The sequence below is a fragment of the Allobosea sp. 2KB_26 genome (assembly GCF_052115715.1).
Classification (GTDB): domain Bacteria; phylum Pseudomonadota; class Alphaproteobacteria; order Rhizobiales; family Beijerinckiaceae; genus Allobosea.
Genome location: NZ_JBFRHE010000009.1, coordinates 85,852 through 106,394 on the forward strand (window position 1 = coordinate 85,852; position 20,543 = coordinate 106,394).

The window sequence follows — 20,543 nt, forward strand, 5'->3', positions numbered from 1 at the left end:
CCAGCAGGAGTTTTTCATGAGTGTCGCCAATGGCCGGGCTTTGCTCGCAATGCCCGGTCCGACCAATATTCCCGATCGCGTTCTGCAAGCGATGATGCGGCCAGCCGAGGAACTCAGCTCCCAGCCGATCCTCGATTTGACGGGGTCGCTTCTGAATGATCTCCGGCTGGTCTTCCGTACCAAGGGGGAAACCTTTCTCTATGCTGCCAACGGCCATGGCGGGTGGGAGGCGGCGCTGACCAATGTGCTCTCCCGCGGTGACAAGGTTCTCGTGCTGGCGAGCGGGCGCTTTGCCATCGGCTGGGGCGAAATGGCCCGTTTCCTGGGGGCAGATGTCGAGGTCCTTGCCGGGTCATGGCGCGCGGCCGTCGATCCGGTGGCCGTCGAGGAACGCCTGCGGCGCGACACCAACCATGAGATCAAGGCCGTGCTCATGGTACAGATCGATACGGCATCCGGTGTCGTCAACGACGTGCAGGCAGTGCGCAAGGCAATCGATGCTGCAGGCCACCCAGCCCTGTACATGATCGATGGCGTCGCCTCGCTGGGTTGCATGCCCTTCGAGATGGATGAATGGGGCGTCGATGTCGCGATGTCGGCCTCGCAGAAGGGCTTGATGACGCCGCCCGGCCTTGCTTTCGCCGCGGCGAGCGAGAAGGCTCTGCAGGCGCATCCCCACGCGACGATGCGGACGCCCTACTGGGACTGGACGTCCCGGATGAGCCCGCCTCTCTACATGAAGCATTGCGGCACGCCGCCCGAGCATCTGATGTTCGGCCTGCGCGCGGCACTCGACATGGTCCTCGAGGAGGGGCTGGAGGCCGTCTGGCGCCGCCATGCCCTGCTGGCCGGCGCGACCCATGCTGCGATGACGCGATGGGCCGAGGGCCAGGTCCTGACCTGCAATATCGAGGAACCATCGCAGCGGGCGCCTTCGGTCACGACCATTCTCGTCCAGGGCGATCCGAGTTCGATCACTGATTATGCGCGCACGGTATGCGGCGTGACGCTGGGGCTCGCGATCGGCGATCTCGCCGGCAAGGCCTTTCGCATTGCCCATATGGGCCATGTCAATGCACCGATGGTGCTTGGCAGCCTGAGCGCCGTCGAAATGGCCTTGCAGGCCCAGAATATCCCGCACGGTGCCGGCGGCGTTGCTGCAGCCATCACCCATCTCAGCCAGAGCGCGTAAGGCAGTGGCGAAGGCCTGGCCGGCAATGTGATCAGCCCCGGCCGGGCCGCTTGTGCCCGCGTAGGACCAGACGGGACACGAGGAGCTTCTCTGGTGCCCGAGATGGGCTCGGCAAAAGCAGGGCAGTCCGGCGCAAATGCCCGTTCCCAGACTTTACCGTCCTGCTCTAGCTTCGCGGTCCCATTCGGAACCAAGAGAGCGCAGGCCATGAGTGAGTTGACCCCGGACGAAGCCAAGGTGACGGCATGGCTTGCCAGCCGCAAGGACGCGATGGTCGCGCTCCTGCGCGAGATGGTCGACACCGATTCCGGCTCTTATGACAAGCCGGGCGTCGACAGGGCAGGGCAGGTGCTCGCCCGGTTCCACGAAGCGAACGGGCTGAGCGTCGAAATCATTCCGGATGCTCGCTATGGCGATGCCGTCAAGGCGCGGCTGCCGAACCCGGCCGCCAACGACCAGCGCCCGGTGCTGTTGCTGGGGCATCGCGATACTGTCTTCCCGGAGGGGGAGCCGACGCGCCGGCCTTTCACGATCAAGGCGGGCCGGGCCTATGGTCCGGGTGTCGCCGACATGAAGGCCGGTCTCGTCATCGAAGCCTTCGTCGCTGCCGCCTTTGCCGAATGCGGTGGCCTGTCCGCCCCGCTCACCATGCTGACGACGAGCGACGAGGAAATCGCCTCGCCCTCTTCGCGTCCGATCATCGAGGCGGCGGCGCGTGAATCGCGCTGTGTCTTCAATGCCGAGCCGAGCCGGCTGCCGCCCGGCACCGAGTTCCTGCGCGATCACAAGCAGTCGATCACCAGCGGCCGCAAGGGCGGCGTCTTCATGCGTGCCGAATTCGTCGGCAAGGCCGCCCATTCCGGCGCAAATTACGAGAAGGGCGTCTCGGCCATTGTCGACCTCGGCCACAAAATTCCGAAGTTGCAGGGGCTGACCGATCTCGAGCGCGGTGTCACCGTCAATGTCGGGCTGATCGGCGGCGGCCAGACCGTCAATACGGTCGCTCCCCATGCCTGGTGCGAAATCGATCTGCGCTATGTCACGGCCGCGCAGCGCGATGAACTGGTCAGCGCGATCCGCGGCATCATCGAGACCCCCATCGTCGAAGGCTCGAGCGCGAAACTGACCATCAAGGGCGAGTTCGTGCCGCTGGAACGAACCCCTGGAGCCGCCGCCCTCTACGATACCTATCGTGATGCGGCTGCGAGTTTCGGGATCAGCGTCAGCGCCGAGTTCACCGGCGGTTGTGCGGATTCCGGTTTCACTGCGGCGCAGGGTTGCCCGACGCTATGCTCTGTCGGCCCGATCGGCGGAATGGCGCACACTCCGGACGAATTCCTCGAGGTCGAGAGCATCGTGCCGGCTGCGCAGGTGCTGGCGCTCGCCGTGATGCGCACGGCTGCGCGCATGGAGTGAGGTCAGGGCGGATTGCCACTGCGCGGATGCGCGGCCGCGTGCCGATCATCCGTCGGTTGAACCGCCGCTGACAGGGCAGCGACGCAACGCCATCGATGCTCGCTCCTGGGGCGAGCATCGATGGCGGGAATGGTCCTCGGTTTCAGTGCGCGCTCAGAACGCCTCTTCCCAATTTCGGCTGAGCCGCATCGCCGAATTGATGAGCCCGACCATGGAATAGGTCTGCGGAAAATTGCCCCAGAGCTCGCCGGTTTCGAGGTCGGCATCCTCCGAGAGCAGGCCAAAGCTGTTGCGCCGCTTCAGGATGCGGCAGAACAGGTCCTTGGCTTCGTCGCGCCGGCCGATCGCATGCAGCGCGTCGACATACCAGAAGGCGCAGATCAGGAAGCCGGTATGCATGAAGCCGAAATCGTCCTGCGTGCCGTAACGCAGCAGGAGGTCACCGCGGCCGAGCTCGCGGCCGATGGTTTCGACGGTTGCAATATAGCGCGGATCCTCCGCCGTGACGAAGCCGAGTTCCGCGATCAGCAACAGGGTCGCGTCGAGATCGCTGCCGCCAAAGGTCGAAACGAAGGTGCCCTTCTCCTGGTTCCAGATCTGGTCGGTAATGACGCCCTTCAGACGTTTGGCCTCTCCACGCCAATAGTCCTTGCGGTCGGTGCGACCGAGCGTGCCGGCGATGCGTGCGAGCCGGTCGCAGGCCGCCCAGCACATCACGCTGGAGAAGGAATGCACGACCTGCTTCTCGCGCAGCTCCCACGGGCCGGCATCGGGCTTGTCGAAGACTGCGATGGCGAGCTCGCCCATGCGTTCGAGCTGCCCGAAGAGCGCGTCCTTGCCGGGCTGGATCAGGCGGCGGTCGAAGAAGGAATGCGTCGCCGCAAGCACCACCGCACCGTAGCCGTCATTCTGGATTTGCGTCGCAGCGCCGTTGCCAACGCGCACCGGCTGGTGTCCGCGATAGCCTGACAGGTTCGGCACCTCGAATTCGGTCAGCGTGCCACCGCGCGTGATCGGATAGAGCGGCGGCAGATGCTCCGCACCGCTCTCGGAGAAGGTGTCGACGATATTGGTGATGAAGCCGAGATAGTCCTCCATCGTCCGCGTCGTGCCCAGCCGATTAAGCGCATGCACGACGAAATAGGCGTCGCGCAGCCAGCAGAAGCGGTAGTCCCAGTTGCGCTGGGTGCCGGGAGCCTCAGGAATCGAGGTGGTCAGCGCGGCGACGATGGCGCCACTCTCTTCAAAGCTGCAGAGTTTCAGCGTGATCGAGGCACGAATGACCTCCTGCTGCCACTCAAAGGGGATCGAGAGGGAGCGCACCCAGTCGCGCCAGTAATCCGTCGTCTTGTCCAGGAACTCGCGCGCGGTCGTCTCGATCTCGGCGCGTAGCGCCTCATCCGAGCCGATGAAGAAGGAGAAGGTCCGGTCGACCGCGAAAGGGACGCTGTCCATCACATAGGAGATCGGCGCATCCGTCGTCAGCCGGATCGTCTGGTCGGCGCCGACATAGCGGACATGGTTCGAGCCGCGCGTGATCTCGTCCGGTGGCTCGCCGAGGCCGAGGCATGGCTTCAGCACGACCCGGATACGCGGCCGGCCCGAAAGCCGGCGCACGCGCCGCACCAGCAGCGGCGGCCGGAAGGAACGCTCGTAGCGCACGAAACGAGGCGCGAAATCGAGAATCTCGATGGCATTGCCCTGGTCGTCGGACAGCACCGAGGAAAGGATCGCGGTGTTGTCGAGATAGCTTTGTTCGCATCGCGTCATGCCGACGAGTTCGATCGCGAACACGCCCTTCTCGGGCATGGCGTCGCCGTCATCGGGCTTGTTGTCGATCAGCGAACAGAAAACCGGGTCGCGGTCGAAGCGGGGAAAGCAGCCCCAGACGATATGGGCACGCCGATCGATGAGTGCGGCGATCGAGCAATTGCCGATCACGCCGAGATCGAGCGAGGCGGAATGCCGCGCCGTGGTGGAGGTTTCTACGGTCATGATCAGCCTTGGCAGAAAGCGTCAATCGTCAGGCTGCCGCTTTCTGCGGCGGCGAGCAGGATGGTCCGGAGCGCTGTGGGGGAAGCAAGGCGCCGGCCGGCACAGGTCTCGCCTGCACCGATGCGGATCGACAGGCCGCCCAGCGCGTTCACCGTGGCAAAACCGGCTTCGTCGGTGATGTCGTCGCCGATGAACACCGGTGTCCGGCCGCTATAGGGCGCTTCCTGCATCAGCCATGAAATGGCGCTGCCCTTGCTGGCCCCGGCCGGAACCAGTTCGGCGACCGATTTGCCTTCCTGCAAGCGGACGGAGGGGCCCATCCCCGCGGCAAGCTTCCTCGCCAGCGCGAGGGCTTCATCCTGGAGCTGCGGCGCCAGACGCCAGTGCAAGGCGGCCGAAATCCGTTTGTCCTCGACGAGGATACCGACATGGCTGTTGGCGAAACGGATGAGTTCCCGCAGCGCCTCGCGCAGGGCCTCGGGAGCGTCCGCCTGGCTGCGGATGGTTCCGCCGAGGCGGATCTGTGCGCCATGAAGGCCGGCGATGTCGAAGTGATAGGGGGCGAGAAACCCGTCGAGGTCGGGGATAGGGCGCCCGGAGACGAGCGCCAACGCTCCGCCCAGCGCCGAGCGTAGCGTATCGAGCGCCGGAGCGAGTTGCCTGTCGAGTTTGACCTCGTCGGGCACCGGCGCGATTTCGACCAGCGTTCCGTCAAAATCGAGAAACAGAGCGACCTGCTTCGCCAACTTGGTGAAGTCGCGGGATTCGTTGGTAGATTCCGATTCGATCAATTCCATCATTTCGTTCTGTTTGCGTGACGAAACGGGCGAAAGAACGACAGGTGAGCTGTCAGAAGCCTGGCCGGGGGTTCTTGCATCATCCGCGCTATGGGCGGATGTTAGTGAACTTGCCACATTCTGCTTTCAGTTTGCCACAGTCATCATGATTTCAACGCGAGCCTGACGCGGCTTCGCCATCTGACATCCGAAGCCCCTTGGAAACATTACGTGCGCCGGCGCGTTCTGTTCCCGCTTCCGGTGTCGAAATTCGGGCAGCCGGCTGATCGGAGTTTTCCCGGACATGCGTCTCGTCATCGTTTCCAATCGCGTCACCATTCCCGATCGCAGCGAGAAGGTCGCCGCCGGCGGTCTTGCCGTCGCGTTACGTGAGGCGTTGGAGAAACATGGCGGGCTCTGGTTCGGCTGGAGCGGGCATGTCAGCGAAGAGAAGACCCATGCGGTGCGGACGCTCCAGCGCGGCAAGGTGACTTACGCGGTGACCGATCTGAGCGAGGAGGAGCGGCAGACCTATTATCTCGGCTTCTCGAACCGTGCCCTTTGGCCGAACATGCATTACCGGCTCGGTCTGACCGAGTTTTCGCGGGCCGACTATGCGGGCTATCTCGCCGTCAATCGCCGCTTTGCCAAGGCGCTCGTTGCGATGTTGCGGCCGGACGACCTGATCTGGGTTCACGATTACCATCTGATCCCTTTGGCTGCGGAGCTTCGGCGGCTCGGGGTGAAGAACCGGATCGGCTATTTCCACCACATCCCCTGGCCGCCCTCCGAGGTTTTTGGCGCTCTGCCTTCGAGCATCACCCTGATGAAGACGGTCGGCGCCTATGATCTCGTTGGTCTGCAGACCGAGATCGATGCGCGCAATGTGGTGAGCGGACTGGTCAATCTCTGCGGCGCGAAGGCCGATGGCGACGGGGTCCGGCTCGGTCGGCGTTCGATCCAGGTCAAATCCTTCCCGATCGGCATCGATGTCGAGGGCTTTCGCAAGCTTGCGACGAGTTCTGCGCGCACGACCGCGGTGTCGATCCGGCGCGCGACAGAGGCCTTTGGCGACCGCAAGCTGGTCATCGGCGTCGATCGCCTCGATTATTCCAAGGGAATCGTCCAACGGCTGGAGGCCTTCGAGCGCTTCCTGCTGGAAAATCCCGAGCAGCGCGGCCGTGTCGGTATGCTGCAGATCGCGCCACCCTCCCGCTCGGATGTTCCCGAATATGCTGAACTCGATCGCCAGTCGGACGAGACGGCCGGGCGGATCAACGCAGCGTTGGGCGAATTCGACTGGACGCCGATCCGCGTGGTCAAGAAGGCTTATTCCCGCAATGTCCTGGCCGGCTTCTATCGCCGAGCCCAAGTCGGGCTGGTCACGCCGATGCGCGACGGCATGAATCTGGTCGCCAAGGAATACATTGCGGCGCAGGATCCCGCCGATCCCGGCGTGCTGGTCCTTTCGCGCTTCGCAGGGGCGGCGCGCCAGATGAAGGACGCGCTGATCGTCAATCCCTACGATCTCTCGGAAATGTCGGAGGCGATCCAGCAGGCGCTGGTCATGCCGAAGCCGGAACGAATCCGGCGTTTCGAGAAGCTCTATGCCACCATCGCCGCAACCGATATCGGCTGGTGGACCGAAACCTATCTTGCCGCGCTCTCCGAGGGCGAAGCCGGGTTTCCGGTGACGCGCCCAGCGACCAAGAGAGCGGTTCGCGCCAAGCCGGCGACCGGAACCAAGCCGCGACCGGCGACTTCGCGCGCTCCGGCCAAATCCGCAAGCGGCGCCGCAACGACCGTTCCGACAATGTCGGATCTGTCACAAATCGCGGCTGGAAACGGGCGCTTGCCACATTAATGAGAAGCCCTGCCGCCGATTTCGCCTCGGGGTTGTAACGGCGGCCCTTGCCGAACACTCCTTTCGCTCGCTAGAAGGCGACAAGAACCGGGGCATGCTGCCGACTCATCCGGAGCCAGGTATCAGGTCTGCGAGCGGCATCGGCAACGATGTCTGAGGAGCCGGGCGGAGGGCCGATTTGATGCGAGGCGCTCTCGGAGGTCCGGGCGTTCTGCTGCGCCGTCTCCGCGAGGTCATGGCAGCGCCCGTCAGCCCGCAGGAGCGGCTGGATCGGCTTGTCGTCCTGATCGCCGGCAATCTGGTCGCGGAAGTGTGTTCCGTCTATGTCCTGCTCGAGGACGGTTCGCTTGAACTCTACGCGACAGAGGGCCTGAATCGCGAAGCGGTGCATCTTACCCGGATGCGCGCCGACGAGGGTCTCGTTGGCTTGATCGCGAGCGAGGCAGAGCCCGTCGCCCTGTCCGACGCGCAATCGCACCCGGCCTTCTCCTATCGTCCGGAGACGGGCGAAGAGATCTACCATTCCTTCCTCGGCGTCCCGATTCTGCGGGGCGGTGCGGTCATGGGCGTCCTCGTCATTCAGAACCGCGCGTCGCGGCTCTACAACGAGGAAGAGATCGAGACCCTGCAGACCACCGCCATGATCATGGCGGAGATGATCGCGGCGGGCGGGCTGAAGTCGCTGGCGCCGCCCGGCAGCATGATTGGCCTCGATCGGCCGATTCACGGCGTCGGCGTCAAGCTGGCGGACGGTGTCGGGCTCGGCCACGCCGTTCTCCACGAACCTCGGGTCGCGATCACCAATCTGATCGCCGAGAATCCCGCCCGCGAGGTCAAGCGGCTCGAGGCCGCCATCGCCGAGATGCGAACCGCTATCGACGAACTGATCGAGCGTGGCGACGTGGCTCATACCGGCGAGCATCGTGACGTTCTCGAAACCTTCCGCATGTTCGCCCATGACCAGGGTTGGCTCAGGCGGATGCGCGAAGTGGTGATGACCGGTCTCACCGCCGAAGCGGCGGTTGAGCGTGTGCAATCCGACACCCGCGCCAAGATGCTGCGCCAGACCGATCCCTATCTCAGGGAGCGCCTGCACGATCTCGACGATCTCGCCAATCGGCTGCTGCGGACCCTGATGGGCAAGGCGAATGGCGTTGCTCACGAGAAGCTGCCCGAGAATGCCATCCTGATCGCCCGCTCAATGGGGCCGGCGGCACTGCTCGATTATGATCGCGTCCGTTTGCGTGGGCTTATCCTCGAGGAAGGCGGCCCGACCAGCCACATCGCCATCGTGGCGCGGGCGCTTGGCATTCCGGCCGTCGGCGAGATCGTCAACGCAACCGCCCTGATCCAGGCCGGCGACGCCGTCATCGTCGACGGCCAAGCCGGCGAGGTGCAGATCCGTCCGCAGCCGGACGTCGAGAACGCTTACAAGGACAAGGCCCGCCTGCGCGCCCGCAAGCAGGAACAGTACCGCAAGCTCAAGGATCTGCCGGCCGTCACCAAGGACGGGGTCGAGATCAACCTCCAGATCAATGCCGGCCTTCTGGTCGACATGCACAGTCTCGACGAGACGGCCGCCGCAGGGATCGGGCTGTTCCGCACCGAACTGCAATTCATGGTCGCTCAACACATGCCGACGACGACCGAGCAGCAAGCGCTCTACGGGGCCGTGCTCAAGGCGGCGCAGGGCCGGCCGGTCGTCTTCCGGACGCTCGATATCGGCGGCGACAAGGTGCTGCCCTATATGGAACGCGTCGAGGAAGAGAATCCGGCGCTCGGGTGGCGCGCGATCCGGATCGGCCTCGACAAGCCTCGTCTGCTGCGCGGCCAGATCAGGGCGATGCTGCGGGCCGGAGCCGGCCAGGACATGCGCATCATGCTGCCCATGGTCGCGACCGTGGACGAATTCCTGCGCGCGCGCTTCATCGTGCGCCGCGAGCTCGCCATGATGGAGAAGCAGGAGCGTCCGGCGCCCACCAATCTCGAGCTCGGCGTCATGGTCGAGGTGCCGTCGCTGCTGTTCGAACTGGCAGAGATCTCGCGCGAGGCCGACTTCCTGTCGATCGGCACGAATGACCTGATGCAGTTCCTGTTCGCGGCCGATCGTGAGAATCGTCGGGTGTCCGAGCGCTTCGATCCGCTTTGCGTCGCCGCACTCCGGGCGCTGCGGACGATCGTCGAGGCCGCGGGCGAGGCAGGTTGCCCCGTCTCGGTCTGCGGTGAGATGGGTGGCAAGCCGCTGGAGACGATGGCGCTGATCGGCATGGGCTATCGCTCGTTCTCGATGTCCGCGGCGTCGTTCGGCCCGGTCAAGGCGATGCTGCGCGCGCTTGACGTCAGGAAGCTGCGCGAGCGTATGGATTGGATGCTCGCCTCTTCCGATGGTGCATCGAGCCTGCGTTCGCAGCTTTCGGCATTGGCGACCGAATTGAAAGTGCCGGTCTAGCGTCGCTGAAGCGCGCTTCGCCGGTCCCCAAACAGTGTTTCCGAGTTCCTGATGTCCCTTCAGCTTCCTCAAGACCGTCTCGACAGCATCGTCGCTCGCCACGCCGTTGCCACCGACGAGATCAATCGCTCGACCGATGCCGTGCGTACGGTAGAGCTTGCCAAGGAGCTGGCGGAGCTCGAACCCGTCGTTGCAGCGATTGCCTCCTGGCGGAATGCGCAGGCCTCCCTCGACGAGGCGCAGGGGCTGATCGACGATCCGGCGACCGACAGCGAATTTCGCGATCTCGCCTATGAGGAGCGGGACACCGCGCGAGCCGAGATCGACACGCGTGCCCATCAGATCCTGATCGCTCTCCTGCCCAAGGACGCTGCCGACGAACGCGGCGTCATTCTGGAAATCCGGGCCGGCACCGGCGGCGATGAGGCCTCGCTCTTCGCCGGAGATCTGCTGCGGATGTATCAGCGCTACGCCTCGCAGAAGGGCTGGAGCGTCGACATCATCTCGGAGAGCGAAGGCACGGTTGGTGGCTACAAGGAAGTCATCGCGGAGATCTCGGGCCGGGGCGTCTATGCCAAGCTCAAGTTTGAATCCGGGGTTCATCGCGTCCAGCGCGTGCCGGATACCGAGGCGAGCGGCCGCATTCATACCTCGGCCGCGACGGTGGCGATGTTGCCTTTGGCGACCGAGGTCGATGTCGCGCTCAATGACAACGATCTGCGCATCGACACGATGCGTGCCGGGGGCGCCGGCGGCCAGCACGTCAACAAGACCGAATCGGCCGTCCGCCTGACCCATATCCCGAGCGGGATCGTGGTCGTGGTCCAGGACGAGCGCTCGCAGCACAAGAACAAGGCGCGTGCCTTCGAGTTGATGCGCGCCCGGCTCTACGACATGGAGCGCATGAAAGCCGACGCCGAACGCGCTGCGGACCGACGTTCGCAGATCGGTTCCGGCGACCGCTCCGAACGGATCCGTACCTATAATTTTCCGCAAGGCCGCGTGACGGACCATCGCATCAACCTGACGCTCTACAAGCTCGACGAGATGATGCAGGGGCTGGCGCTTGACGAGATCATCGATGCCCTTACGGCGGAGCATCAGGCGACATTGCTTGCAGCGCAAAGCGGGGCGTGAAACCTTTTTCCTGGACTGGCGTTGTTTCCATATCGACATGAAAACAGGCTGGAGGAACCCATGACGAAGCTTACATCAGTAATTGCCATGATCGGTCTGATGGCGCTGGCTACGGCAGGGACTGCCGAGGCGCAGGACAAGACGTTTGGCCGCGTCGTGCAGGGACAGGCCGCACCCCTGCAGAACGCGATGACCCAGTCGCAAGCGCGCAGGGCATGTTCGCAGGAAATGCGCGGAGCGCGCGAGAGCAAATCCTCCATCAATCAGAAGATGAAGATTTGCATAGACCATAAGATGCAGGGCAATTGATTTCGATGCGAGCACCAGCCCTGTGACGTCGCCACTGCAAACCGGTGGCGACGTCGTGACGACTTCGCCGCAAGCAGCCGGCGCGCTGACGATTCGGGAAGCGCGGCGGTTGCTTGCGGCGCGTCTACGTGTTTCGGGGTGCGATACGCCGGTGCTTGATGCGCGCCTTCTCGTTGAGGCTGTGGCTGGAGGCGGGGTCGCAGAGGATGACGCCACGCTCGGTGAGCAGGCCGCGTCGGAGTTGGATAGTTACGCTTCGCGGCGGCTGTCTGGGGAGCCCGTCTGGCGGATTCTCGGCGAGCGGGAATTCTGGGGACTGACCTTCAAGCTCTCGCCAGCGACGCTTGAGCCGCGCCCCGATACCGAGACGCTGGTCGAGGCCGCGCTCGATGCCCTTCGCCAGAGGCGGGGAGATGCATTGTCGATCCTGGACCTCGGGACTGGTACAGGCTGCCTGCTCATCGCGATCCTGAGTGAGTTCAGGCAGGCCAAGGGGCTGGGCATCGACCTGTCGGGAGAGGCCTGCCAGGTCGCAGCCGCAAATGCCCTTGCAAATGGCGTCGGCGATCGCGCGGCGTTTCGGGAGGGCGACTGGGTGAAAGGCCTTGATGGCCGCTTCGACCTGATCGTCTCCAATCCGCCCTATATTCCGGGCGATGAGATTCCCGGGTTGGAGGTGGGTGTGCGCGCCTATGATCCGCTCCTGGCGCTGGATGGCGGGATCGACGGGCTCGATCCGTATCGACACTTCGCGCGCCAGCTGACGCCGTTTCTGGCGCCGGGCGGCATCGTTATTTTCGAGATCGGTGCCGGGCAGGAGCCGGATGTCTCTGCCTTGATGCGGGCCGAAGGCTTCCGGTATCACGGAGCGCGCAAGGACCTTGGCGGACACGAGCGCGCGCTGATCTTCTCCCGCTGAACCGGATACGCACAGAGATTGTGCGAATTTGCTTGGAACCGGACGCAAAAGCCGCTATGCAGATAACAGCCGAAGCTGGTGTCGTCAGCGCCGAGCCTAGGGCAGCCTCCTCCTGATTGACGAGGGTTTGCCTCCGGACACGTCCGAAGTTTGACGGAACTGACAAAGCAAGATCGGAATTCCGAAGGCATGGATGTGCCGTTCGGCTCATGGGGCGAGTACCGCCCCTTTTGGAAACGAGCGCGTGAAGACCAAGAACGGCGCATTGCTCCTTCAGGTCGACTCCCTCCGGCACGGCGCCGCAACCCGCCGCGTGCCGGTACGCGCATGACAGTGACCCGGTTGCTTTGAACAGACAGAGCGCGAGATAGACGCGAATGAGACCAGGTCAGAACCGGCGTATGCGCGGCCGTAACAACAACAATAACAATAACAACAACGGCAATCGAAAGTCGCCCAACCCGTTGCAGCGCAGCTACGAGTCGAACGGTCCGGACGTCAAAGTTCGTGGCACCGCTCAGCATGTTGCGGAAAAGTACTTGCAACTGGCGCGGGATGCTCAGTCGTCGGGTGATCCGGTCGCGGCGGAGAACTATTTCCAGCACGCGGAGCACTATTACCGCATCCTTCTCGCTGCGCAGGAGCAGATGGCCCAGCAATTCGGCCATAGTTTCCCGCCGAACCGTGCCTTTGGTGAGGAAGGCGACGACGGCGAAGATGAGGGCGAGGGCGATGAGAACGGTGCCTTCCCGCAGGGCTCGCCTCAGCCTGAGCTGCGGCATCAGGCTCAGGGTGGCGTGAACGGCAACGGCTATGGCCAGAATGCTGCTCCCCGCCAGGAGGGCGAGGGGCAGGATAGCCAGCAGAACAACGGCCAGCGCTTCGACCGCCCGGCGCGCAACGATCGCTTCAACGATCGCAACAACCGCCGATTCGATCGCAATGATCGCCAGGACCGTGGTCCCGATCGTGGTGAACGCCGGTTTGACCGTCCCGAGGGCGGGCAGAACGGCCAGCCCGGCGGTTTCGCGCCGCGTTCCGAGCAGCCGGCTTCCACTGAGCAGGGCGACAATGTCCCTGTTGTGCAGAGCCAGGCCGAGCGCCGCTTCGAGCGCGGCGATCGGCCGGAGCGTGGCCCGCGCCCCGAGCGCGCCGAGCGTCGTCCGCGTCGGGAGGTCGAGCCTGAAGGTGACGCGAACGATGTCGCTGCTTCGCTTCCGTCCTTCCTGACCAATCCGGTCAGGGTTCCGATCGCGGTCGCCGAGGAGCCCGTTGCCGCTGCGCCGGTCGAGGCCGCTCCCGTCGAAGCACCGGCCAGCGAAGAAGCTGCCGCGCCGAAGCGCACGCGCCGCCGCCGCTCGCCACGTGAAGTGATGGACGCGCTGGGTTCGGAAACCGATAACGCTGCCGAATAGGACACTCCGGTTTGACCGGACATGACAGGGGCCCACGGGCCCCTGTTTTTTTGGGCTCAGGCGACGCCGAGGTCGAGTGTAGCCGGCGGCGCCTGGATCTCGAGATGCGCACCGGCGGTCAGCGTGCCGCTGCTCAGAATCTCGCAGTAGATTCCGCAGTCGACATGGCCATAGGTCTTCATCAACGCCTTCGGAATCTGGAGGTCGCGGGCTCCGGTCTGCGGGTCGACATTGGTCGCCGCGCACCGTTCGATTCGCTTGATCACACGCAGACGCAGCCCCGATGCCGTCGACAGCTCCCGCCCGACGAGGTCGTTCTCCGCCCAGGCGGCCAGCCCCTCGACCATGACATTGCCGCGGAAGCGCAGCGGATCGAGCGTCGTGCCGAGATGGTTACCGAGATCCGCGACACTGGCGAGGTTGATGATCGACATGAATCCCGATCGCGAATCCATGAAGCGATAGCTTTGCGGGGCGGTGAGCAATTGAGGCTTGCCGCGGAGCTCATCCGGCATGAAGCCCTCAAAGAAGGCCGTCAGGGCCGCCCGGCCGTCCTCCGTCGCCGTACTCGCGCGCAAGGTCTCCCGGCCGCCCTGTCTGATGACAAGCGCGCGGCTTTCGTCGTCAAAGCTCGTCTGGAGCCGAGCCAGCGATTCATTGCGCATCAGCATCAGATACTTGATCTTCGGCTGATGGACGGGCGCGGCCGGGTCGAAGCCGGAAGGGCCGTTCTCGATGGCGAAAAGCCGGTCTCCAGGGAAAAAGCCCCCGGTGCTCAGCGAAGCCGATTGCACGGGTTCGGGCGAGAGCCCCTTGACGGGGTAGCGATAGAGCGAGGCGACGCGCATGGAGGTCTTCGGTCCGCAGGCTGATCGGGCAGGGCTGATATAGCGGGTTCCGAGAGGCCGGACCGATCAAATCCTTGCATCGGTTCGATCAGGTTGACTTCAGGCCTCCTCGGCCTCGGCCTCCTCGTTCTCGTCCACGGAGCGCTGGCAGCCCCAGGCGGAGAGCACCGCATCGGTCTCCTCGACGACGAAGAAGCGCGCCGCGTCGCGGTCGTATCCTTCCGCCAGAAGCCGCTCATAATCGGTATGGACATGGCGGACATGGCTGCCGAGAGCAAGCCAGAGCGCCGTCGAGGGCGGCAGATCCTTCATGTGGCGGCGCTCGGCGAGCGCCAGGACCGCTTCGGCGTCGGCAAGTGGGATACCGGGCGCCAGCGCTCTCAACGCTTTGCGAATCGTCTGCTGTCGCCTTGTTCCCGCCATAGCCAAGGCTGAGCCTGTCCGAAGGGCGCCGTCAATCATTCGCAAGGGGGGCCCCTTCCGTTGCGCTGATGTCACACTATCTTTGGTTGCGAAGGGTGTCCCTCGGGAGCCCTATCCTGATGAAAGGCAGCCGGATGCGTCGCCACGGGGCGTGCCGGCGGGCGGAGCGACGATATGAACATTGAGAAATACACCGACAGGGCGAAGGGTTTCCTGCAGGCGGCGCAGACGATTGCGCTGCGCGACGGGCACCAGCAGTTTACGCCCGAACATCTTTTGAAGGCCCTGCTTGATGACAACGAGGGCATGGCGGCCGGCCTGATCGATCGATCGGGCGGCCAGTCGAAACTTGCCTTGCAACTGACCGATGCGGTGCTGGCAAAGCTGCCCAAGGTCAGCGGCGGCGGCGCCAGCGGCCTGCATCTGACGCCGGGCCTCGCCCGTGTCTTCGACACCGCGGAGAAGGCTGCGGACAAGGCTGGCGATTCCTTCGTCACGGTCGAGCGCCTTCTTCTGGCCCTCGCGGTCGAGAAGGAAACCGAGGCCGGCAAGGTGCTGGCCAAGGCCGGCGTGACGCCGCAGGCGCTGAATGCTGCGATCGAGGCGATCCGCAAGGGCCGCACCGCGGACTCGGCCTCTGCCGAGCAGGCTTATGATGCGCTGAAGAAATATGCGCGGGATCTCACCGCTGCTGCCCGCGAGGGCAAGCTCGACCCGGTCATCGGCCGCGACGAGGAGATCCGCCGTACCATCCAGGTGCTGAGCCGCCGCACCAAAAACAATCCCGTCCTGATTGGCGAACCCGGCGTCGGCAAGACCGCCATCGCCGAGGGCCTCGCGTTGCGCATCGTCAATGGCGACGTGCCGGAGAGCCTGAAGGACAAGGAACTGCTCGCACTCGACATGGGTTCGCTCATCGCCGGTGCGAAATATCGTGGCGAGTTCGAGGAGCGCCTGAAAGCCGTGCTCAACGAGGTCTCCAGCTCCGATGGCGGCGTCATCCTGTTCATCGACGAGATGCATACCCTGGTCGGTGCCGGCAAGACCGACGGCGCCATGGATGCCTCGAACCTGCTGAAGCCGGCGCTCGCGCGCGGCGAGCTGCACTGTGTCGGCGCGACCACGCTCGACGAATACCGCAAATATGTCGAGAAGGACGCTGCGCTCGCACGCCGCTTCCAACCCGTCTTTGTCGACGAGCCGACGGTCGAGGATACGGTCTCGATCCTGCGCGGTCTCAAGGAGAAATACGAGCAGCATCACCGGGTTCGCATCACGGACTCGGCGCTTGTCTCGGCCGCGACCCTGTCGAACCGCTACATCACCGACCGCTTCCTGCCCGACAAGGCGATCGACCTTGTCGACGAGGCTTCGGCGCGCCTGCGCATGCAGGTCGATTCGAAGCCCGAGGAGCTGGATTCGATCGACCGCGAGATCGTGCGCCTGCGCATCGAGCAGGAGGCCCTCAAGAAGGAGAGCGACAGCGGCTCGAAGGAGCGGTTGAAGCGGCTGGAATCCGAACTCGCCGATCTTGAAACGCGTTCGGCCACGATCACGGCCCGCTGGAAGGCGGAGAAGGACAAGCTCGGCCAGGCGGCGGAGATCAAGACCAAGCTCGACAATGCCCGCAACGAACTGGCCCAGGCGCAGCGCAAGGGCGAGTATCAGCGTGCAGGCGAGCTCGCCTATGGCGAGATCCCGCAATTGGAGAAGCAGCTCGCCGAGGTTGAGGCGATTGGCGATACCTCCGGCATGGTGGAAGAGGCGGTGACGCCTGACCATGTTGCGCAGGTCGTCAGCCGCTGGACCGGTGTGCCGGTCGATCGCATGCTCGAAGGCGAGAAGGACAAGCTGCTCCGGATGGAGGAGGTGCTGGCAGCGCGCGTCGTCGGCCAGCGCGAGGCGGTGGAGGCAGTCTCGACAGCGGTGCGGCGTGCCCGTGCCGGCTTGCAGGACCCGAACCGGCCGATCGGCTCCTTCATGTTCCTCGGGCCCACGGGTGTCGGCAAGACCGAGCTCACCAAGGCGCTGGCGTCGTTCCTGTTCGACGACGATACGGCGATGGTGCGCCTCGACATGTCGGAATACATGGAGAAGCACTCGGTTTCGCGTCTCATCGGCGCGCCTCCCGGCTATGTCGGCTATGAGGAAGGTGGAGCCCTGACGGAGGCCGTGCGGCGCCGGCCCTACCAGGTCGTGCTCTTCGACGAGGTCGAGAAGGCGCATCCGGACGTCTTCAACGTGCTCCTGCAGGTGCTCGACGATGGTCGTCTGACGGACGGCCAGGGCCGCACGGTCGATTTCCGCAACGTGTTGATCATCATGACCTCGAATCTCGGTTCGGAGTTCCTGGTGAACCAGCCCGAAGGGCAGGACAGCGACGCCGTGCGCGACGAAGTCATGGGTGTGGTCAGGCAGGCCTTCCGGCCTGAGTTCCTCAACCGCATCGACGACATCATCCTGTTCCATCGCCTGAAGCGCGCGGATATGGGGGCGATCGTCGATATCCAGCTGGCACGGCTCGCAAGGTTGCTGACCGACCGCAAGATCGTGCTCGATCTGTCCGAGGACGCGCGCGCCTGGCTGGCGGACAAGGGGTACGATCCCGCCTATGGCGCACGTCCGCTGAAGCGCGTGATCCAGAAAACGGTGCAGGACCCGCTGGCGGAATTGCTGCTCGCCGGCAAGGTCACCGATGGCGAGACCGTGAAGGTCACCGTCGGACCGACCGGGCTGATGCTGGGCGATGTCAGCGTCACCCGCGAAAGGCGGCCTGAGGGCGTGCCGCTGAACTAATGGGATCGGTACGATTTCGTTCCCTATTGGGAAGAAGGTAACGAATGCCGCGAGATGGATGAGGGAAGGGCCGCGCAAGCGGCCCTTTTCCTGTTTCAGGGCTGCGATAAGCCGATCTGCGGGCGCTCCGTATTGCCACCCCGACGCAAGGAGAAAGGGCTCAGCCCCGCTTCAGCAGGAACACCGCCTGCGCGCCAAACAGGTTCCAGAACCACCAGGGCGCGCTGACGCCGACCTTGCCTCCGGCGGCATCGAGCGCGACCGCGCGCTCCTTTTGCGCTCCGACCACCTCGCACAGCGTAACGAAGTCGCGGATCGTGCAGAAATGGATGTTCGGGGTGTCCCACCAGGAATAGGGCAGGGCGTCGGTCACCGGCATCTGGCCGCGGAAGAAGATCTGGCTGCGCATGCGCCAATGCCCGAAATTCGGGAAGGAGATGATGGCGCGACGACCGATGCGCAGCATGTGCTCCAGAACCAGGCGCGGGTTGCGGGTCGCCTGGATCGTCTGGGAGAGGATGACATAGTCGAAGGAATCGTCGGGATAGTCGGCGAGGTCGGTGTCGGCGTCACCCTGGATCACCGACAGCCCGCGCGCGACGCAGCCGGCGACACCTTCGCGGGACAATTCGATGCCACGTGCGTCTACCTGGCGCGTCTCGGCCAGCAGGGCCAACAATGCGCCGTCGCCGCAGCCGACATCGAGCACGCGCGTGCCCGGCGTCACCATCTCGGCGACGAGCTTGAGATCGATGCGATTGGTATAGATCTCGCTCAGCGCCATGGCCTCACAACCCTCTTGCCCGAGCTGCCGCATTGATGAAGCCGCGCGTGGTCGCAAACAGGTTCGGTTCCTCCAGCAGGAAGGCGTCGTGGCCCTTGTCGCTTTCGAGCTCGACGAAGGAGACCGAAGCGCCGGCAGCATTGAGCGCATGAACGACGGCGCGTGAATCCGCGGTCGGGAACAACCAGTCCGAGGTGAACGAGGCGACGCAGAAGCGCGTCTTCGTACCCGTGAAAGCCTTGGCGAGCACGCCGTCATGATCGGCGGCGATGTCGAAATAATCCATCGCACGCGTCACATAGAGATAGGAATTGGCGTCGAAGCGCTCGACGAAGCTCAGGCCTTGGTGTCGCAGATAGCTTTCGACCTGGAAATCGGCATCGAAGGAGAAGGTCGGCGCCTCGCGATCCTGCAGCTTGCGGCCGAATTTCCGGTGCAGCGCCGGCTCCGACAGGTAGGTGATATGCGCGCCCATGCGCGCCACCGAAAGGCCCTTGGACGGGCGTGTGCCTTCTTCGAGATAGCGCCCGCCACGCCAGTCCGGATCGGCCATCACCGCTTGGCGGCCGACTTCGTGGAAAGCGATGTTCTGGGCCGAGTGCTTGGCGGAGGTCGCAAGCGGCAGCGACGAGAAGACGCGTGCGGGATAGCTCGCGGCCCATTCCAGCACCTGCATGCCGCCCATCGAGCCGCCGGCGACGCAAAACAGCGACTCGATGCCGAGCGCATCGACCAGATGCGCCTGGGCTCGCACCATGTCGCGGATCGTCACCATCGGGAAGCCGAGGCCCCAGGGCTTGCCGGTTTCCGGGTTGGTCGAGGCCGGCCCCGTCGTGCCGGTGCAGCCGCCGACGACATTGGCGCAGATCACGAAGAAGCGGTCGGTATCGATCGGTTTGCCGGGGCCGATCATCGCCGTCCACCAGCCGCCCTTGCCGGTGATCGGGTTGCGGCTGGCGACATGCTGGTCACCTGTCAGGGCATGACAGACGAGGACCGCATTCGACTTGGCCGCATTGAGTTCGCCATAGGTCTGATAGGCGATCTGCCAGCTGTCGAGCACTACGCCGCAATCCATCACCAGTGGCGTGGCAGCGTCGAACCGGACAACAGGGCTGGAGGGCTCGTTCGCTTCCTTCAGCGGGTCTGCAAGGCTCTGGATTTCGTCGTGCATCGTCGTCCGCTTTGACAGGCTGATTTGTCTTGCCGGTCGGCTCGTTCGAAAGATCGAACTTACCGATGGCGTGCCGCAGGCGCGCTGTCAACGCGGCCTCGCGCGAAGCTGGCTTTGCTAAGCGCCGGCTTGAGGTCTAAGAGACGCGCGTCCGTCGCCTCACGCGCCAAGATCAAGCCATGACCGAAATTGCTCCGACCACCCTTGCCGATCTGCGCGGTGAGATCGACCGCATCGACAGCGAGATGCACGCGCTCTTGATGGAGCGCTCGCAGATCATCGAAACGCTGATCGCCGTGAAGAAGACGCAGGTGTCGGGTTCCGCGTTCCGGCCGGGCCGCGAGGCCGACATGATGAAGCGGCTGGCGCTGCGTCATAAGGGCCTGCTCCCGCTCGACACCGTCGAGGGCATCTGGCGCATCATCATCGCGACCTTCACCTATGTTCAGGCGAATTACGCCGTCCATGCCGATGTCTCGGGCGGCGATGCGGCGATGCGCGATTCAGCGCGGTTCCATTTCGGCTTCACCGTGCCCTTCATCACGCATGAACACGCGCGCGCGGTGATCGCCGCCGTCGCCGAGTCGGCTGGCGATCTCGGCATCTTCCGCATGGACCTTGGTGCCAGCGCCGGCGTCTGGTGGCGCGATCTGATCGGCCCGGAGCGACCGAAGATCATCGCGCGCCTGCCCTTCATCGAGCGGCCGGACCATCCCGCCGGCACGCCGGTCTACTGCATCGCCAAGCCGCTCGCGGATGCGGCCGTGCGCGAGATCGTGCTCTATGCCGCCAGGGTGGAGCGCTGGTCGGAGGCTCTGCGCGCCGGCCTTGCCCAGCATCTCGCGGAGGTCTCGGCCAGCGCTGCCGACGGCTCGCATCTTTCGCTGCTGGTCGCGGCGTCCGGAGAAGTCGAGCAGAGCGCGATCCGTGCCGCACTCGAACCTGCGGGCTTGAGCGAATTTGCCGAAATCGGCAGCCACGCCGCCCGCTTCGCCGTCAAATCAGCCCGCTGATCTCCTTCTCATTCCCCTGACAAGGTCCACAAG

16 protein-coding genes are annotated in these 20,543 nt (G+C 64.5%); 10 read left to right on the forward strand and 6 right to left on the reverse strand.

The annotated features are described in order from the left end of the window. Nucleotides 1–16: 16 nt before the first annotated feature. Together AB4099_RS22355 and AB4099_RS22360 are read left to right on the forward strand one after the other, a co-directional pair. On the forward strand, nt 17–1,192 hold the full coding sequence (locus tag AB4099_RS22355; protein ID WP_113515145.1) for a pyridoxal-phosphate-dependent aminotransferase family protein: 1,176 nt from the start codon (nt 17–19) through the stop codon (nt 1,190–1,192). Between the two features lie 207 nt (nt 1,193–1,399). Beyond that, nucleotides 1,400–2,608: a M20 family metallopeptidase gene (locus AB4099_RS22360; RefSeq protein ID WP_441479667.1), complete on the forward strand. Its 1,209-nt coding sequence runs from the start codon at nt 1,400–1,402 to the stop codon at nt 2,606–2,608. 153 nt (nt 2,609–2,761) lie between these two features. Here the strand turns inward: AB4099_RS22360 and AB4099_RS22365 are convergent, their stop codons facing one another. Both AB4099_RS22365 and otsB read right to left on the reverse strand, forming a co-directional pair. Beyond that, nucleotides 2,762–4,603, reverse strand: a complete 1,842-nt coding sequence (locus AB4099_RS22365; RefSeq protein ID WP_113515149.1) for a glycoside hydrolase family 15 protein — start codon at nt 4,601–4,603, stop codon at nt 2,762–2,764. Between the two features lie 2 nt (nt 4,604–4,605). Beyond that, nucleotides 4,606–5,400, reverse strand: coding sequence for a trehalose-phosphatase (otsB, locus tag AB4099_RS22370; RefSeq protein ID WP_113515384.1), 795 nt, complete (start codon nt 5,398–5,400; stop codon nt 4,606–4,608). 283 nt (nt 5,401–5,683) lie between these two features. Between otsB and otsA the strand changes: the two genes are divergently transcribed. The 6 genes from otsA (at nt 5,684) to AB4099_RS22400 (ending at nt 13,472) form a co-directional block, all read left to right on the forward strand. Then, on the forward strand, nt 5,684–7,243 hold the full coding sequence (gene otsA / locus AB4099_RS22375; RefSeq protein ID WP_113515151.1) for an alpha,alpha-trehalose-phosphate synthase (UDP-forming): 1,560 nt from the start codon (nt 5,684–5,686) through the stop codon (nt 7,241–7,243). Nucleotides 7,244–7,424: 181 nt separating this feature from the next. Then, the gene (ptsP, locus tag AB4099_RS22380; RefSeq protein ID WP_113515153.1) at nt 7,425–9,692 is read left to right on the forward strand and encodes a phosphoenolpyruvate--protein phosphotransferase; all 2,268 of its coding nucleotides are present in this window, start codon (nt 7,425–7,427) and stop codon (nt 9,690–9,692) included. Nucleotides 9,693–9,743: 51 nt separating this feature from the next. Continuing rightward, nucleotides 9,744–10,829, forward strand: coding sequence for a peptide chain release factor 1 (gene prfA / locus AB4099_RS22385; RefSeq protein WP_441479668.1), 1,086 nt, complete (start codon nt 9,744–9,746; stop codon nt 10,827–10,829). A 60-nt stretch (nt 10,830–10,889) separates the two neighbouring features. Next, entirely contained in the window at nt 10,890–11,138 is a 249-nt protein-coding gene (locus AB4099_RS22390) for a hypothetical protein (protein ID WP_113515157.1), read from the forward strand. Between the two features lie 85 nt (nt 11,139–11,223). Next, entirely contained in the window at nt 11,224–12,057 is an 834-nt protein-coding gene (gene prmC, locus AB4099_RS22395; RefSeq protein WP_441479769.1) for a peptide chain release factor N(5)-glutamine methyltransferase, read from the forward strand. 401 nt (nt 12,058–12,458) lie between these two features. Continuing rightward, nucleotides 12,459–13,472: a DUF4167 domain-containing protein gene (locus AB4099_RS22400; protein ID WP_441479669.1), complete on the forward strand. Its 1,014-nt coding sequence runs from the start codon at nt 12,459–12,461 to the stop codon at nt 13,470–13,472. A gap of 56 nt (nt 13,473–13,528) precedes the next feature. On the opposite strand, the gene AB4099_RS22405 is transcribed toward AB4099_RS22400, so the two are convergent. Both AB4099_RS22405 and AB4099_RS22410 read right to left on the reverse strand, forming a co-directional pair. Continuing rightward, nucleotides 13,529–14,320: an MOSC domain-containing protein gene (locus tag AB4099_RS22405; protein WP_113515161.1), complete on the reverse strand. Its 792-nt coding sequence runs from the start codon at nt 14,318–14,320 to the stop codon at nt 13,529–13,531. 99 nt (nt 14,321–14,419) lie between these two features. Continuing rightward, the gene (locus tag AB4099_RS22410; protein ID WP_113515163.1) at nt 14,420–14,743 is read right to left on the reverse strand and encodes a DUF2293 domain-containing protein; all 324 of its coding nucleotides are present in this window, start codon (nt 14,741–14,743) and stop codon (nt 14,420–14,422) included. Between the two features lie 174 nt (nt 14,744–14,917). Between AB4099_RS22410 and clpB the strand changes: the two genes are divergently transcribed. Further along, nucleotides 14,918–17,539: an ATP-dependent chaperone ClpB gene (clpB, locus tag AB4099_RS22415; protein ID WP_441479670.1), complete on the forward strand. Its 2,622-nt coding sequence runs from the start codon at nt 14,918–14,920 to the stop codon at nt 17,537–17,539. A gap of 160 nt (nt 17,540–17,699) precedes the next feature. Here clpB and metW read toward each other — a convergent pair whose 3' ends face one another. After that, nucleotides 17,700–18,323, reverse strand: a complete 624-nt coding sequence (gene metW / locus AB4099_RS22420) for a methionine biosynthesis protein MetW (RefSeq protein ID WP_441479671.1) — start codon at nt 18,321–18,323, stop codon at nt 17,700–17,702. A 4-nt stretch (nt 18,324–18,327) separates the two neighbouring features. Next, nucleotides 18,328–19,497: a homoserine O-acetyltransferase MetX gene (gene metX / locus AB4099_RS22425; RefSeq protein WP_441479672.1), complete on the reverse strand. Its 1,170-nt coding sequence runs from the start codon at nt 19,495–19,497 to the stop codon at nt 18,328–18,330. 179 nt (nt 19,498–19,676) lie between these two features. Here metX and AB4099_RS22430 point away from each other — a divergent pair, with 179 nt between their 5' ends. Next, the gene (locus AB4099_RS22430) at nt 19,677–20,510 is read left to right on the forward strand and encodes a chorismate mutase (RefSeq protein WP_441479673.1); all 834 of its coding nucleotides are present in this window, start codon (nt 19,677–19,679) and stop codon (nt 20,508–20,510) included. Nucleotides 20,511–20,543: the final 33 nt, after the last annotated feature.